Source organism: Variovorax sp. GW822-FHT04A09 (assembly GCF_058801005.1).
Map to the genome: position 1 here is coordinate 649,401 of NZ_JBXAMV010000003.1, position 14,378 is coordinate 663,778.

The window sequence follows — 14,378 nt, forward strand, 5'->3', positions numbered from 1 at the left end:
CACCGGAGATCGAATGGCAACAGTGGCATCCTCCCGCTCCCAGGTCACGCACAAGGAATTCGTCTTCGAATGGGAAGGCAAGGACCGCAACGGCAAGCTGGTGCGCGGCGAACTTCGCGCCGCCGGGGAGAACCAGGTGCAGGCGGCCTTGCGTCGCCAGGGCGTGCTGGCGTCCAAGATCAAGAAGCGCCGCATGCGCTCGGGCAAGGCGATCAAGCCCAAGGACATCGCGATCTTCACGCGCCAGCTCGCGACCATGATGAAGGCTGGGGTGCCACTGCTGCAGTCCTTCGACATCGTGGGCCGCGGCAACGCGAACCCGAGCGTCGCCAAGCTGCTGAACGACATCCGCAGCGATGTCGAGACCGGCACCTCGCTTTCGGCCGCTTTTCGCAAGTTTCCGAAGTACTTCGACAACCTCTATTGCAACCTGGTGGAAGCCGGTGAGGCGGCCGGTATTCTGGAGGACCTGCTCGACCGCTTGGCGACCTACATGGAAAAGACCGAAGCGATCAAGTCCAAGATCAAGTCGGCATTGATGTACCCGACCTCGGTGGTCGTCGTGGCCTTCGTGGTGGTGGCGATCATCATGATCTTCGTGATCCCGGCGTTCAAGGAGGTGTTCACCTCGTTCGGCGCCGACCTGCCTGCGCCGACGTTATTCGTCATGGCGATCAGCGAATTTTTTGTTTCCTATTGGTGGCTGATCTTCGGCGTGCTCGGCGGTGGCATTTACTTCTTTCTGCAAGCGTGGAAACGCAATGAGCGCGTCCAGAAAGTCATGGACCGCCTGCTGCTGCGCGTTCCCATCTTCGGCACGCTGATAGAGAAATCCTGCGTGGCCCGCTGGACCCGCACGCTCGCCACCATGTTCGCAGCCGGCGTGCCGCTGGTCGAGGCCCTCGATTCCGTGGGCGGCGCATCGGGCAACTCGGTCTACGGCGACGCCACCGCCAAGATCCAGCAGGAGGTCTCGACCGGCACCAGCCTCACGACGGCCATGACCAACGTCAACCTGTTCCCCTCGATGGTGATCCAGATGACCGCCATCGGTGAAGAATCCGGCTCGATCGACCACATGCTCGGCAAGGCCGCCGACTTCTACGAGTCCGAAGTCGACGACATGGTCGCCGGCCTGTCCAGCCTGATGGAGCCCATCATCATCGTGTTCCTGGGCGTCATCATCGGCGGCATCGTGGTGTCGATGTACCTGCCCATCTTCAAGCTCGGCCAGGTCGTCTGATGCTGGTGTCGCAAGGGTTCGACACCGCGTTGGCCGGTGTGCTGGGGCTATTGATCGGCAGTTTTCTCAACGTGGTGATCTACCGCACCCCGGTCATGATGTACCGGGGCTGGCTGAGCGATGCGGTCGCCAACCTCATGTCGTCGAAGGACATGCCTTCGCTCTGGTCGCTGGTCTTCGGCCCGAAGGCCGTGCCGCCTGCAGGGCTCGAGGCGGCCGCCGACAAGGCCGCCGAAGCGCTCGAGAAACTCCCGCCTTTCGATCTCACGCGCCCCGCCTCGCGCTGCGGCGCGTGCGGCCACAAGATCCGCTGGTACCAGAACATCCCCGTGCTCAGCTACCTCGTACTGCGTGGCCGGTGCGCCAGCTGCAAGACCTCGATCAGCCCCCGTTACCCCCTTGTCGAGCTGATCACGGGCGCGCTGTTCGCCCTGTGCGCGTACCGTTTCGGCATCACCCCCACGGGCGCGCTCTGGGCAGCCTTTGGCGCCGTGCTGATCTGCCAGTTCCTCATCGACTTCGACACCCAGTTCCTGCCCGACGCCCTGAACTACCCGCTGCTCTGGCTCGGCCTGGTCGGTGCCGCCATGGGCTGGACCGGCGTCAGCCTGAACACCGCGGTCTGGGGCGCCGTGTTCGGCTACCTGAGCCTGTGGCTTGTGTACCATGCCTACCGTCTGGCCACAGGCAAGGAAGGCATGGGACATGGGGACTTCAAACTGCTCGCCGCTCTGGGCGCCTGGCTCGGCGCCGACTACCTCATTGCGATCATCCTCGTCTCGTCGGTGGTGGGCGCCGTGATCGGCCTCACGCTGCGCTTCGCCGGCAAGCTGGCCCACAAGGACATTCCCATCGCCTTCGGCCCCTTCCTGGCCGGCGCCGGCCTGATCTGCCTCGTGGCCGGTCCCGCCGTCGTCAAGCAGTGGATTCCCTTCGCCTTCCCTTTCGGGGCCCTGGCCCTTTGAGAACGACAGCGGCATGGCGGTGAAGCGCATCGGCCTGACCGGCGGCATCGGCAGCGGCAAGAGCACGGTCGCGTCGCTGTTGGTGGCCGAAGGGGCGGTGCTGGTCGACACCGACGCCATCGCACGCAGCATCGCGCAGGCCGGCGGCATCGCGATGCCCGCCATCGAAGCCGCGTTCGGCCCCTCCGTCATCGCACCCGATGGCAGCCTCGACCGGGCCGCCATGCGCCAGCTCGTATTCGCCGACGCGGGCGCCAAGGTCCGCCTCGAAGCCATCCTGCATCCGCTGATCGGCACCGAAACGCAACGCCAGGCAGCCGCCGCCGGCGACGACGCCGTCGTCGTGTTCGACGTCCCCCTGCTGGTCGAATCCGGCCGCTGGCGCGCCCTCGTGGACCGCGTGCTGGTGGTCGATGCCCGCGAAGACACGCAACTGCAGCGCGTGGTCGCCCGCTCGGGATGGGAGCCCGAGGCCGTGCGCGCCGTGATCGCCCAGCAGGCGCCGCGCAAGGCGCGCCGGGCCGCCGCCGACGCCGTGATTTACAACGAGTCGTTGACGCTCGCGGAACTGGGCACCGAGGTGCGGGGTCTCTGGAAGCTGTGGGCTGCGGCCACCACGCGATAATCCGAGACCAGCCGCCCCGGCGGCTCTATAACGATTACGACAAAAAGGCGCTCGCCCCTGCAGTGCCCTCCCCGAGATGCTTTTCAACTCGTATCCCTTCATTTTTGTCTATTTCCCGCTGGTCCTGATCGGGTTCTTCCTGATCGGCAAGCGCAACGCCCGCGCCGCCGCCGGCTTCCTCGGACTGGCCTCGCTGTTCTTCTACGGCTGGTGGAGCGTGCAGGCCCTGCCGCTGCTGCTGGGTTCCATCTGCGTCAACTACTGGTTCGGCCTGCAGCTGACGCCCGCGCCGGGGCGCAACGACCGCAAGCGCAAGACGCTGCTGATCGCCTCGCTGGTGATCAACCTGGGCGTGCTGGCCGTCTTCAAGTACGCCAACTTCTTCCTGGAAAACGTCGATGCGGGGCTGGTCGCCGCGGGTCTCACGCCGATCGATCTGGTGCACATCGTGCTGCCGATCGGCATCTCGTTCTACACCTTCACGCAGATCGCCTTCCTGGTCGACTGCTGGCAGGGCAAGGTGCACGAGCGCAGCTTCATCCACTACGTGCTGTTCGTCACCTACTTCCCGCACCTGATCGCGGGCCCGGTGCTGCACCACGCGCAGATGATGCCGCAGTTCGCGAACCCCGCGACCTACCGGATGGACCCGAACAAGGTCGCCATCGGCCTCACGATCTTCGTCTTCGGCCTCGCCAAGAAACTGCTGATCGCCGACCCCATGGGGCAGTACGCCGACCTGATGTTCAACGGCGTTCACAAGGGCATCGAGCCCACGCTGTACACCGCATGGTTCGGCGCGCTGGCCTACACGCTGCAGATCTATTTCGACTTCTCGGGCTACTCGGACATGGCCGTGGGCCTCTCGATGTGCCTGGGCGTGCAGCTGCCGCTCAACTTCCGCTCGCCCTACAAGTCGACCAACATCATCGAGTTCTGGCGCCGCTGGCACATCTCGCTGTCGACCTTCCTGCGCGACTACCTCTACGTGCCGCTGGGCGGCAACCGTAAGGGCCCGGCGCGGCGCTACCTGAACCTGTTCCTCACGATGCTGCTGGGCGGCCTGTGGCACGGCGCGGCCTGGACCTTCGTGGTCTGGGGCGCGATGCACGGCGCGTTCCTGATGGTCAACCACCTCTGGAACGCCAAGGTCCGTCGCAACGCCACCCCGGGGCGCATCGCGCGCGTGTTGGGCTGGCTGCTGACCTTCCTGTGCGTGGTGGTGGCCTGGATCGTCTTCCGCGCCGACGGCATGAACACGGCCATGTCCATCTACAAGGGCATGCTGGGCCTGCACGGCGCACCGGTCTCGGCGTTCAGCGAGTTCGGCAAGGTGCCGTTCCGCAAGCCGGAGTTCTTCCAGCTCATGCTGGTGGCCATCGTCATCTGCCTGACGCTGCCGCCGACCATCACCCTGGAGCGCTGGATTCCTCACCCGAAGTCGATGGCCGGCCGCCCGGTGATGGCCCGCCTGTCGACCGTGGTGCTCGCCATCGGTACCTTCGCACTGTTCGCGTGGTGCGTTTCGAAGCTGGGCGGCTACAGCCCCTTCCTCTATTTCCAATTCTGATTCGACATGACGACGACCACGACGCCCGCGAAAGTCTGGCTGCGGTTCTTCCTCTTCGGCTACTTCGTCCTGATGGCCCTGTGGATCATTTCGCTCACCAGCCCGGTGCCCTACGGCGACCTCACGCGCATCGGACGCCTGTCCGAGCGCGAGTTCGGCTGGCGCGACCCGCCGCCCAAGGTCGACCCGGTCTACCTTGCCAGCACGCCCATCGAACAGGCGGACGTGATGGTCGTCGGCGACAGCTTCTCCATGACGCACCGCTGGCAGTCCGTGCTTGCCAAGGCCGGCTACCGGGTCTCGACCTCCTACTGGGGCCAGTACGGCGAATCGCTGTGCGGCGACTTCAGCCAGTGGGTCCACGACTCCGGCTTCAAGGGCAAGCTGGTCATCATCGAAAGCGTGGAGCGCCTGCTGGACATGCGCATGCGCTACAGCGAGCGCTGCAAGGACGGCAAGACCATCTTCCCCTACAGCGCCAAGGCCGAGCCCCTCATCGAGCCCGACGAGACCGTGCCGGCCTTCGCGCCCAACTGGGAAGTGCAGTACATGACCGGCGTCGTGACCTACTACCACACGTGGAAGGCCAAGAACTCGCCGGTAGACACCTATTTCGATCGTGACACCTGGGTAAGGAAAGTCCCCGACGGTTGCAAATTCTTCTCGCATCGCCAGTGCGACCGGATGCCCTTCTTCCAGGAAGACGAGGACAATGGCCCGTTGACCTCCGACACGCTGGCGCGAATGAAGAACTTCACCGCTGCGCACAGCACCATCCCGCTCCTGTGGATGGTGGTGCCCAACAAGACCACGGTCTACCTCAAGCCCGATTTCTCGAAGGACTTCGAAAGCGGCTTCCGCGACGCGAAGCTGGGCCCCGACCTCTACGCCTTCACCCGCGAAAAGCACACGCAGATCCGCGACTTCTACTTCTCGAACGACACGCACATGTCCATGCACGGACAGCTCGCACTCGGCGAGCGCATGCTGGCCGCGGTGCGTGAAGTGATGCCCACACCCCCTTCCAAATCGCCCTGAAGTTATGATTCCGCGACAGGAAACCGACAAATACGCGTGATCCTCTACGAGTACCCCTTCAACGAGCGCATCCGCACGTACCTGAGGCTGGAGCATCTGTTCCGTCGCCTCGGGGAACTGGTGCCCTCGGAATCGCCGCTTTCGCACCACTACGCCCTGGTCACGATCTTCGAGATCATGGACGTGGCGGCGCGCGCCGACCTCAAGGCCGACGTGCTGCGCGACCTCGACAAGCACAAGAACGTCTTCAACAGCTACCGGGGCAATCCGGCCATCGCCGAGACGGTGCTGAACCAGGTGGTCGACCAGCTCGAACGCAACTTCAGCGCGCTCAACGGCGTGGCCGGCAAGGCGGGACAGGCACTCACCGAGAACGAGTGGCTCATGAGCATCCGCAGCCGCGCCGGCATTCCGGGCGGCACCTGCGAATTCGACCTGCCCGCCTACTACGCGTGGCAGCACCGCACCCCAGCCAGCCGCCGCGCCGACCTGGAACGCTGGTCGAACACGCTGTCGCCGCTGGCCTCGTCGATCTACCTGCTGCTCAAGCTGCTGCGCGACGCCGATGTGCCCTACAAGGTGATCGCCACCCACGGGCAGTTCCAGCAGAACCTGCCGCAGGGACGCAGCTTCCAGCTGCTGCGGCTGCGCATCGATCCCAAGCTGGGCCTGGTCCCCGAAATCAGCGGCAACCGCCTCATGGTCTCGGTGCGGCTCATGCGGCACGAGGCCGACGACCGCCTGCACCCGAGCACGGAAGACACCCCCTTCGAACTGACCCTCTGCGCGTGAGGCCCGGTGTGAGCAAGAAGAAAGAAGACGAACGCATCGTCCGCTGCCCGACCTGCGGCGGCGACAGCATTTATGCGGAGCGCAACCCGTTCCGGCCGTTCTGCAGCGCACGCTGCAAGGGCATCGACTTCGGCGCCTGGGCGACCGAGGAATTCAGGATGCCGGCGGAGACACCGCCCGACGAAGAGCCCTTCGGCGATCCCAAGCTGCAGCAATAGATTGCCTGCACGCCGCCGCAGCCCAGAGCTGCGGGGCCGTCAGTTGGCTGCCGCGGGCTGCACGCCCTCTTCCAGGAACACCTTGTCCAGGTAGGTCGCGAACTGCCGCGTGAACGCAGGCCGCAGGTGGCCGTGGTCCTTGTAGGCCGGCGCACCGTCGGGCATCGTCCGCGGGCACTGGCCGTCCTTGCACAGGGCGCCCAGCACGTCGATCGCCTCCGCACCGCTGGCGGCCGCGATCTGCAGGAGCCGCTGGTTGAGCTTCACCTGGTCGGCGAGCACGGGCGCGGTCGGCGAATTGCCCACCACCGACAACGTGCGCAGCCGGCTGCCCTCGATCATGCGGCGGGGTTCGAAGTCGTCGCCCAGCGCGTTGTCCAGCAGCAGATAGACCTTTTTCTTCTGTTTGACCAGCTCGGTCACCCACGCCTGCAGTGCCACAAGCGAGGGCTCGATGCCGGCGCGGTCGCCGCGGGTCAGGGAGAGCGACGCGCCGTTCGCGCGCAGCACATAGTCCAGCGGGAAGTCGCCCGTGAAGTAGCAGTTCCAGCAGCTGCCGATCAGCACGGTGTCGATCTGCGGGTCGCGTGCCATCGCCATCCACTGGTCGCGGGCCGGGCCGCAGCCGGGGTTCTGCTCGGCGAAGACGTTCGGAATGGCCGGGCACGCGCCGTAGGTGAAGAAGTACGTGGTCGCCATGCGCTCGGGCGCGAGGCGTGCCAGCTCCGCGGCGCGCGGACCGTATTCGATGACGTGGCTGTCGCCAATCAGCAGCACCTTGCGGGCGCCGTTGCCGATGCGATTCACCGCGTAGGGGCCGAAGTTCTCCGAGGAAAAGCCGGCGTAGTAGTCGCCGTCCACCGTCGCGTCGGTCACCTTCTGCAGCAGCTCGCTGTTGTGGCGTGCGGGCAGGCCGTTGAGCACGGCCACGCCGGCCACGGCCACGAAGGCACCGGTGCCCACGAGCGTGCGCAGCATGCCCGCGCCCAGGCGGGCCCGCGTGAACCGCTCGATGAAGCGATAGGTCAGCCAGGCCAGCAGCACGCTCGCTACCACCATCGTCACGCGCGTGCCCACCGACGGCTCCGCGCCCTTGACGATCCGCGCATACACCAGGAGCGGCCAGTGCCACAGGTACAGCGGATAGCTGATCAGGCCGATCCACACCATCGCGCGGTTCGACAGGAAGTACTTGTTCAGCACGCCCGTCGGGCCGGCGGCGATGCAGCTCACCGCGCCCAGCGTCGGCAGCAGTGCCCACCAGCCGGGGAAGGCCTTGTCGCTGCGGATCATCACGAGGCCCAGCACGATCAGGCCCACGCCCAGCACCGACTGCACATGGCTGCGCCAGACGCTCGGTGCCGACGGCTTCATCCGCATGCAGGCCAGGATGCCGCCCACCATGAGTTCCCAGAAGCGCGAGGCCGGCGAATAGAAGGCCGCCGTGCGGAACGGGTGGATCGTCGTCACGTTGATGAGGAACGACACCACCGCCAGCACCCACAGCACGCGCACGATCGGCCAGCGACGGCGCCAGGCCAGCCCGAGCAGCAGCGGCCAGAAAATGTAGAACTGCTCCTCGATGCCCAGCGACCACAGGTGCAGCAGCGGCTTGGTCTCGGCGGCCGTGTCGAAGTAGCCGGCCTCGCTCCAGAAGACGAAGTTGGCCACGAAGCCCACGCCGCCCAGCGCCTGCTTGCCCAGCTCGACGAATTCCTTGTTGAGCAGCACGTACCAGCCGAAGGCCAGCACCCCCGCCAGTACCAGCATCAGCGCCGGGAAGATCCGGCGGATGCGCCGCGCATAGAAATCGCGGTAGCTGAAATCGCCGGCCGCGTGGCTCTGCATGATGATCGTCGTGATCAGGAAGCCCGAGATCACGAAGAAGATGTCGACGCCGATGAAGCCGCCAGGCAGCAGCTTCGGGAACGCATGGAAGATGACGACCGAGGCCACGGCCACGGCGCGCAGGCCGTCGATGTCGGCACGGTACTTGGGATGCATATCTCTTACTTCTGGACCACGGTCGTGCCGTGCGTCGTCAGGCGACGGTCGACACCGCCTCGGCGGCCGACGCGGGCAGGCCGCGCTCCTCGACCAGCCACGCCAGCACCGGCAGCGCGCCCGGCAGCACCGGCGCCACGTCGAGCGGCAGTTGCTGCCAGGCCATGGCCTGGCTTTCGCGCATTTCGAACTCGCCGGTCCAGTCCGTCACCTTGCACCAGTGCAGGCGCACCAGCGCGTGCGGGTAGTCGTGCTCCGTGACCTTCCAGACCTCGGCGCCGCCAATGGTGATGCCCAGTTCTTCCTGCAGCTCGCGGCGCAGGGCTTCCTCGACCGTTTCGCCGGCCTCGATCTTGCCGCCCGGAAACTCCCAGTAGCCCGCATAGGCCTTGCCTTCGGGCCGCGTGGTGAGCAGCAGCGCCTCGTCGGCCAGCCGGATCAGCACGCCGACGGCCACTTCGGTGTGCTTGCGTGCCGTCTCGCTCACGCGCCGGCCCGCCCTGCGTAGTCGCGCGCGAACTGGTAGGCCACGCGGCCGCTGCGCGAACCGCGCTCCAGCGCCCACACGAGCGCCTCAGGCCGCGCCGCCGCAATCGCCGCGTCGTCGACGCCGAACGACGAGAGCCACTGGCCCACGATCGTCAGGTATTCGTTCTGGCTGAAGGGATAGAAGCTCACCCAGAGGCCGAAGCGCTCCGACAGCGAGATCTTCTCTTCGATCACCTCGCCCGGATGCACCTCGCCGTCGTCCGTGTGCTTGTACGTGAGGTTGTCCTTCATGTACTCGGGCAGCAGGTGGCGCCGATTGCTGGTCGCGTAGATCAGCACGTTGGGCGTCGAGGCGGCAATCGATCCGTCCAAGATCGACTTGAGCGCCTTGTAGCCCGGCTCGCCCTCGTCGAAGCTCAAGTCGTCGCTGAAGACGATGAACTTCTCGGGGCGCTGCGACACCACCTCGACGATGTCGGGCAGGTCGGTGAGCTCGGCCTTGTCGACCTCGATCAGGCGCAGACCCTGCGGCGCGTAGGCCTGCAGGCAGGCGCGGATGAGCGACGACTTGCCCGTGCCGCGTGCGCCGGTCAGCAGCACGTTGTTGGCCGGCTTGCCTTCGACGAACTGGCGCGTGTTGCGCTCGATCTTTTCCTTCTGGACGTCGATTTCCCTCAGCGAATCGAGCGCCATCGTGGCCACGTGCTTCACGGGCTCCAGCACGCCATGGCCGGAGCTGCGGCGGCGGTAGCGCCACGCGATGGAGGCGCTCCAGTCGGTCGGTGCGGCCAGCGGCTGGGGCAGGATCGATTCGATGCGGCCGATGAGCTGTTCGGCGCGCTCGATGAGCTTCTGGAACTGCTCGTTCATGACCGGTAGTCGGCGTTGATGGTCACGTATTCGTGGCTGAAGTCGCAGGTCCACACGGTGTCGCTGGCGGTGCCGCGGCCCAGGCCGATGCGCACGGTGATCTCGCTCTGCTTCATCACGCGCTGGCCGTCTTCCTCGCGGTACGACGGGTTGCGCCCGCCCTTCACCGCCACGTGCACGTCGTCCAGGAACAGGTCGATGCCGGTCTGGTCGAGGTCGGCAATGCCGGCATAGCCGACGGCCGCCAGGATGCGGCCCAGGTTCGGGTCGCTGGCGAAGAAAGCGGTCTTGACCAGCGGCGAATGCGCCACGGCATAAGCCACCTGGCGGCACTCGGCCCCGTCCTTGCCGCCGTCGACCTGGATGGTGATGAACTTGGTCGCGCCTTCGCCGTCGCGCACGATGGCCTGTGCCAGCAGGCGGGCCACGTCGCGCATCGCGGCCACGAGCGCCTGGCCGTCGGCCGAGTCGAGCGAGGTGATGGTGGCGTGCGCGGCCTTCTGCGTGGCGATGACCACGAACGAGTCGTTGGTCGAGGTGTCGCCGTCGATGGTCACGCGGTTGAACGAGGCATCGGCCAGCTGCGTGGCCAGCGGCTGGATCAGCGCCGGGTCGATCTTCGCGTCAGTCGCCATGAAGCCGAGCATGGTCGCCATGTTCGGACGGATCATGCCGGCGCCCTTGCTGATGCCGGTGATGGTGACCGTGGCGCCGCCGATCTTCACCTGGCGGCTGAACGCCTTGGGGATCGTGTCGGTGGTCATGATGCCTTCGGCGGCACGGGCCCAGTTGTTTTCCGACGCGTCGGCCAGCGCGGCCGGCAGACCGGCTTCGATGCGGTCCACGGGCAGTGGCTCCATGATCACGCCGGTCGAGAACGGCAGGATCTGCTCGGGCGCGAGTTCCAGGTGACGCGCCAGCGCGATGCAGGTGGAGCGCGTGCGCATCAGGCCGTCTTCGCCGGTGCCGGCGTTGGCGTTGCCGGTGTTGATCACCATCGCGCGGATGCCGTAGTTGGCCTTCAGGTGATCGCGGCAGACCTGCACCGGGGCGGCGCAGAAGCGGTTCTGCGTGAACACGCCGCCGACCGCCGAGCCTTCGTCGATCAGCACGACGGTCAGGTCCTTGCGGTTGGCCTTGCGCACGCCGGCTTCGGCCACGCCGATGCGGACGCCGGGCACCGCGAACAAGGCGGCGGGATCGGGAGCGGACAGGTTCACGGGCATGGGATTTCTCTCAATGAAAGGTGCGGGACTTCAGCTCAGTTCAGCTTGCCGTGGCACGCCTTGTACTTCTTGCCGCTGCCGCAGGGGCAGGGGTCGTTGCGGCCGACGCGCGCAAAGGCGGCGGCTTCGGCGCTCAGGGCACCGGTGCCGACAGCCGCCAGGCGGCGCTGGTTCTCTTCGTCGACGCGCACCTCGACCTCGCCGGTCTCGGTGGGCGCGGTGTAGGTGATGTTCGAGACGTTCTCGCCGCGGCTTTCCATTTCCTCGGCCGCCTGCTCGAGCTGTTCGCCCGACTGCACGCGCACCGTCATGAGCTGGCGCGTGACTTCGTTCTTGACCGAATCAAGCAGCTGGCCGAAGAGCTCGAAGGCCTCGCGCTTGTATTCCTGCTTGGGCTGCTTCTGTGCATAGCCGCGCAGGTGGATGCCCTGGCGCAGGTAGTCGAGCGAGGCCAGGTGTTCGCGCCAGTGGGTGTCGATGCTCTGCAGCAGCACCATGCGCTCGAACTGGGTGAAGTTCTCCTGGCCGATCAGCGTGACCTTGGCGTCGAAGCTCTCGTTGGCGTAGGCCACGATCTTCTCGACCACTTCCTCGTCGGAGATGGCTTCGGAGGCCTCGACCTGCTGCTTGAGCGGCATGTCGATGCCCCACTCGGTGAACAGGCTCTTCTCGAGGGTGTCGAGGTCCCATTGCTCTTCGACCGATTCGCGCGGCACGTACTGGCGCGCGAGGTCGGTGAAGCAGCCTTCGCGCAGCGCGGCGATCTGCGCCGTGAGGTCGGCCGCGTCGAGGATGTCGTTGCGCTGCTGGTAGATCACCTTGCGCTGGTCGTTCGACACGTCGTCGTACTCGAGCAGCTGCTTGCGGATGTCGAAGTTGCGCGCCTCGACCTTGCGCTGCGCGCTCTCGATGCTGCGCGTGACGATGCCGGCTTCGATGGCTTCGCCGTCGGGCATCTTCAGGCGGTCCATGATCGCCTTCACGCGGTCGCCCGCGAAGATGCGCATGAGCGGATCGTCCAGGCTCAGGTAGAAGCGCGACGAACCCGGGTCGCCCTGGCGGCCCGAACGGCCGCGCAGCTGGTTGTCGATGCGGCGCGACTCATGGCGTTCGGTGGCGATGATGCGCAGGCCGCCCAGCGACTTCACGAACTCGTGGTCCTTGGTCCACTCGGCGCGCACGTGGGCGATGTCGGCCTGCTTGGTGGCTTCGTCGCGGCCTTCGTCGGCCTCGATCGCCTCGATCATCTTCTCGATGTTGCCGCCCAGCACGATGTCGGTACCGCGGCCGGCCATGTTGGTCGCGATGGTGATCATCTTCGTGCGACCGGCCTGCGCCACGATGTCGGCTTCGCGGGCGTGCTGCTTGGCGTTGAGCACCTGGTGCGGCAGGCCTGCCTTCTCGAGCAGGGCGTCGATGATTTCCGAGTTCTCGATGGACGAAGTGCCCACCAGCACCGGCTGGCCGCGCTCGTAGCACTCGCGGATGTCCTGGATCGCCGCTTCGTACTTCTCGCGCGTGGTCTTGTAGACGCGGTCGAGCTGGTCGTCGCGCTTGCTGATGCGGTTCGGCGGAATGATCGTGGTCTCGAGACCGTAGATTTCCTGGAATTCGTAGGCCTCGGTGTCGGCCGTGCCGGTCATGCCGGCCAGCTTGCCGTACAAGCGGAAGTAGTTCTGGAAGGTGATCGAGGCCAGCGTCTGGTTCTCGGCCTGGATCTCGACGCCTTCCTTGGCTTCCACGGCCTGGTGCAGGCCGTCGCTCCAGCGGCGGCCGCTCATGAGGCGGCCGGTGAATTCGTCGACGATGACCACTTCGCCCTGCTGCACCACATAGTGCTGGTCGCGGTGGTACAGGTGGCGGGCACGCAGCGCGGCATTCAGGTGATGCATCAGCGTGATGTTGGCCGGGTCGTACAGCGACGCGCCTTCGGGAATCAGCTTGAGCTCGCCCAGGATGCGCTCGGCGTTCTCGTGGCCGTCTTCGGTCAGGAACACCTGGTGGGTCTTCTCGTCGACCGTGAAGTCGCCGGGCACCGTGACGCCCTCGCCCGTGCGCGGATCGGCTTCGCCTTCCTGCTTCTTGAGCAGCGGCACCACCCTGTTGATCGCCAGGTACAGGTCGGTGTGGTCTTCGGCCTGGCCGCTGATGATCAGCGGCGTGCGGGCCTCGTCGATCAGGATGGAGTCCACCTCGTCGACGATCGCGTAGTTCAGGCCGCGCTGCACCCGGTCGCCGGGCTCGTAGACCATGTTGTCGCGCAGGTAGTCGAAGCCGTACTCGTTGTTCGTGCCGTACGTGATGTCGCTGCCGTAGGCGGCCTGCTTCTCTTCGCGTGGCATCTGCGGCAGGTTGATGCCGACCGACAGGCCCAGGAAGTTGTACAGGCGGCCCATCCAGGTCGCGTCGCGGTTGGCCAGGTAGTCGTTCACCGTGACCACGTGCACGCCCTTGCCGGACAACGCGTTCAGGTACACGGGCAGCGTGGCGGTCAGCGTCTTGCCTTCGCCGGTGCGCATTTCGGAAATCTTGCCGTTGTGCAGCGCCATGCCGCCGAGCAGCTGGACGTCGAAGTGGCGCATCTTCATGACGCGCTTGGAGCCTTCGCGCACGGTGGCGAAGGCTTCGGGCAACAGGTCGTCGAGCGACTCGCCCTTGGCGATGCGGTCCTTGAATTCCTGCGTCTTGGCGCGCAGCGCGTCGTCGCTGAGCTTTTCGAATTCGGGTTCGAGCGCATTGATGCGCGTCACCGTCTTGCGATACTGCTTGAGGAGCCGGTCGTTGCGACTGCCGAAGATCTGGGTCAGGAAGTTGGTTGCCATGGGCGTGGAGAGGGGCGGGCACCTGACACGACAGGCACTGCGACCGGATTCCCTAAGATATGGTGAAAGCAGTTGGGCGCACCTTCTTCGAATGCAAGCTTCGCAAGTCTCGAAGTCGGATGGCCCCGTTCCGGAACAAACGCCGACGCACGCGTCGGCAAACCGGGCATTTTAGCTGTCTTGTTTCTAACCCCTGGATTACCCATGTATCGCCGACTGCCCCCCGCCATTTCACTGCACGATGCTGCGGCAGGCGCCCCCACCCTGGGGAGCCTGATGGCGCGCGCGCGGGACACGGCCGAGCGACTGAAGGCCATCGAAGGGTTGATTCCGCCGGCCATGCGCGCGGCCATCCAGCCGGGGCCGGCCGAGGGCGACGTGTGGTGCCTGCTGGTCAAGGGCAGCGCCGCGGCCGCCAAGCTGCGACAGCTGTCGCCGATGCTGGTCACGCGGCTGAAGAACCGGGGCTGGGACGTCGCGACGATCCGCATCAAGGTGCACACGGGGCGCTGAGCC

At 66.0% G+C, this 14,378-nt stretch carries 13 protein-coding genes; 8 read left to right on the plus strand and 5 right to left on the minus strand.

Features of this window, described 5'->3' with window-relative positions; all coding sequences use genetic code 11:
* The first annotated feature begins 13 nt into the window (after positions 1-13).
* The 7 genes from AC1RLW_RS19575 to AC1RLW_RS19605 all read left to right on the plus strand — a co-directional run bounded on the left by AC1RLW_RS19575 (position 14) and on the right by AC1RLW_RS19605 (position 6,451).
* The gene (locus AC1RLW_RS19575; RefSeq protein WP_493194580.1) at positions 14-1,243 is read left to right on the plus strand and encodes a type II secretion system F family protein; all 1,230 of its coding nucleotides are present in this window, start codon (positions 14-16) and stop codon (positions 1,241-1,243) included.
* Complete coding sequence (locus tag AC1RLW_RS19580; protein ID WP_493194582.1) at positions 1,243-2,208, plus strand: prepilin peptidase; 966 nt, start codon at positions 1,243-1,245, stop codon at positions 2,206-2,208. Before AC1RLW_RS19575 ends, AC1RLW_RS19580 begins: the two co-directional genes overlap by 1 nt.
* Before the next feature lie 13 nt (positions 2,209-2,221).
* Positions 2,222-2,833 carry a dephospho-CoA kinase gene (gene coaE, locus AC1RLW_RS19585; protein WP_493194583.1) on the plus strand — a complete coding sequence of 204 codons (612 nt, stop codon included), beginning with the start codon at positions 2,222-2,224 and terminating at the stop codon, positions 2,831-2,833.
* 76 nt (positions 2,834-2,909) lie between these two features.
* Positions 2,910-4,403, plus strand: a complete 1,494-nt coding sequence (locus AC1RLW_RS19590; RefSeq protein ID WP_095743910.1) for an MBOAT family O-acyltransferase — start codon at positions 2,910-2,912, stop codon at positions 4,401-4,403.
* Between the two features lie 6 nt (positions 4,404-4,409).
* Positions 4,410-5,441, plus strand: coding sequence for an alginate O-acetyltransferase AlgX-related protein (locus AC1RLW_RS19595; RefSeq protein WP_062474527.1), 1,032 nt, complete (start codon positions 4,410-4,412; stop codon positions 5,439-5,441).
* A 36-nt stretch (positions 5,442-5,477) separates the two neighbouring features.
* Positions 5,478-6,233, plus strand: coding sequence for a cell division protein ZapD (zapD, locus tag AC1RLW_RS19600; protein WP_070063618.1), 756 nt, complete (start codon positions 5,478-5,480; stop codon positions 6,231-6,233).
* A gap of 8 nt (positions 6,234-6,241) precedes the next feature.
* The gene (locus AC1RLW_RS19605; protein ID WP_062474531.1) at positions 6,242-6,451 is read left to right on the plus strand and encodes a DNA gyrase inhibitor YacG; all 210 of its coding nucleotides are present in this window, start codon (positions 6,242-6,244) and stop codon (positions 6,449-6,451) included.
* Between the two features lie 39 nt (positions 6,452-6,490).
* On the opposite strand, the gene AC1RLW_RS19610 is transcribed toward AC1RLW_RS19605, so the two are convergent.
* The 5 genes from AC1RLW_RS19610 to secA are packed head-to-tail and all read right to left on the minus strand — an operon-like array spanning position 6,491 to position 13,862.
* Positions 6,491-8,455 (minus strand): acyltransferase family protein, encoded by a 1,965-nt coding sequence (locus tag AC1RLW_RS19610; RefSeq protein WP_139700128.1) that lies wholly within the window; start codon positions 8,453-8,455, stop codon positions 6,491-6,493.
* Between the two features lie 37 nt (positions 8,456-8,492).
* Positions 8,493-8,942, minus strand: coding sequence for an NUDIX domain-containing protein (locus tag AC1RLW_RS19615; protein ID WP_493194587.1), 450 nt, complete (start codon positions 8,940-8,942; stop codon positions 8,493-8,495).
* Positions 8,939-9,814 (minus strand): ATP-binding protein, encoded by an 876-nt coding sequence (locus tag AC1RLW_RS19620; protein WP_062474537.1) that lies wholly within the window; start codon positions 9,812-9,814, stop codon positions 8,939-8,941. The genes AC1RLW_RS19615 and AC1RLW_RS19620 overlap by 4 nt, the downstream gene beginning before the upstream one ends.
* On the minus strand, positions 9,811-11,040 hold the full coding sequence (gene argJ, locus AC1RLW_RS19625) for a bifunctional glutamate N-acetyltransferase/amino-acid acetyltransferase ArgJ (protein ID WP_447741594.1): 1,230 nt from the start codon (positions 11,038-11,040) through the stop codon (positions 9,811-9,813). Before argJ ends, AC1RLW_RS19620 begins: the two co-directional genes overlap by 4 nt.
* Before the next feature lie 35 nt (positions 11,041-11,075).
* The gene (secA, locus tag AC1RLW_RS19630) at positions 11,076-13,862 is read right to left on the minus strand and encodes a preprotein translocase subunit SecA (RefSeq protein ID WP_493194589.1); all 2,787 of its coding nucleotides are present in this window, start codon (positions 13,860-13,862) and stop codon (positions 11,076-11,078) included.
* Positions 13,863-14,066: 204 nt separating this feature from the next.
* Here secA and AC1RLW_RS19635 point away from each other — a divergent pair, with 204 nt between their 5' ends.
* Positions 14,067-14,375: a DciA family protein gene (locus AC1RLW_RS19635; protein ID WP_062474543.1), complete on the plus strand. Its 309-nt coding sequence runs from the start codon at positions 14,067-14,069 to the stop codon at positions 14,373-14,375.
* The last annotated feature ends 3 nt before the right edge of the window (positions 14,376-14,378 follow it).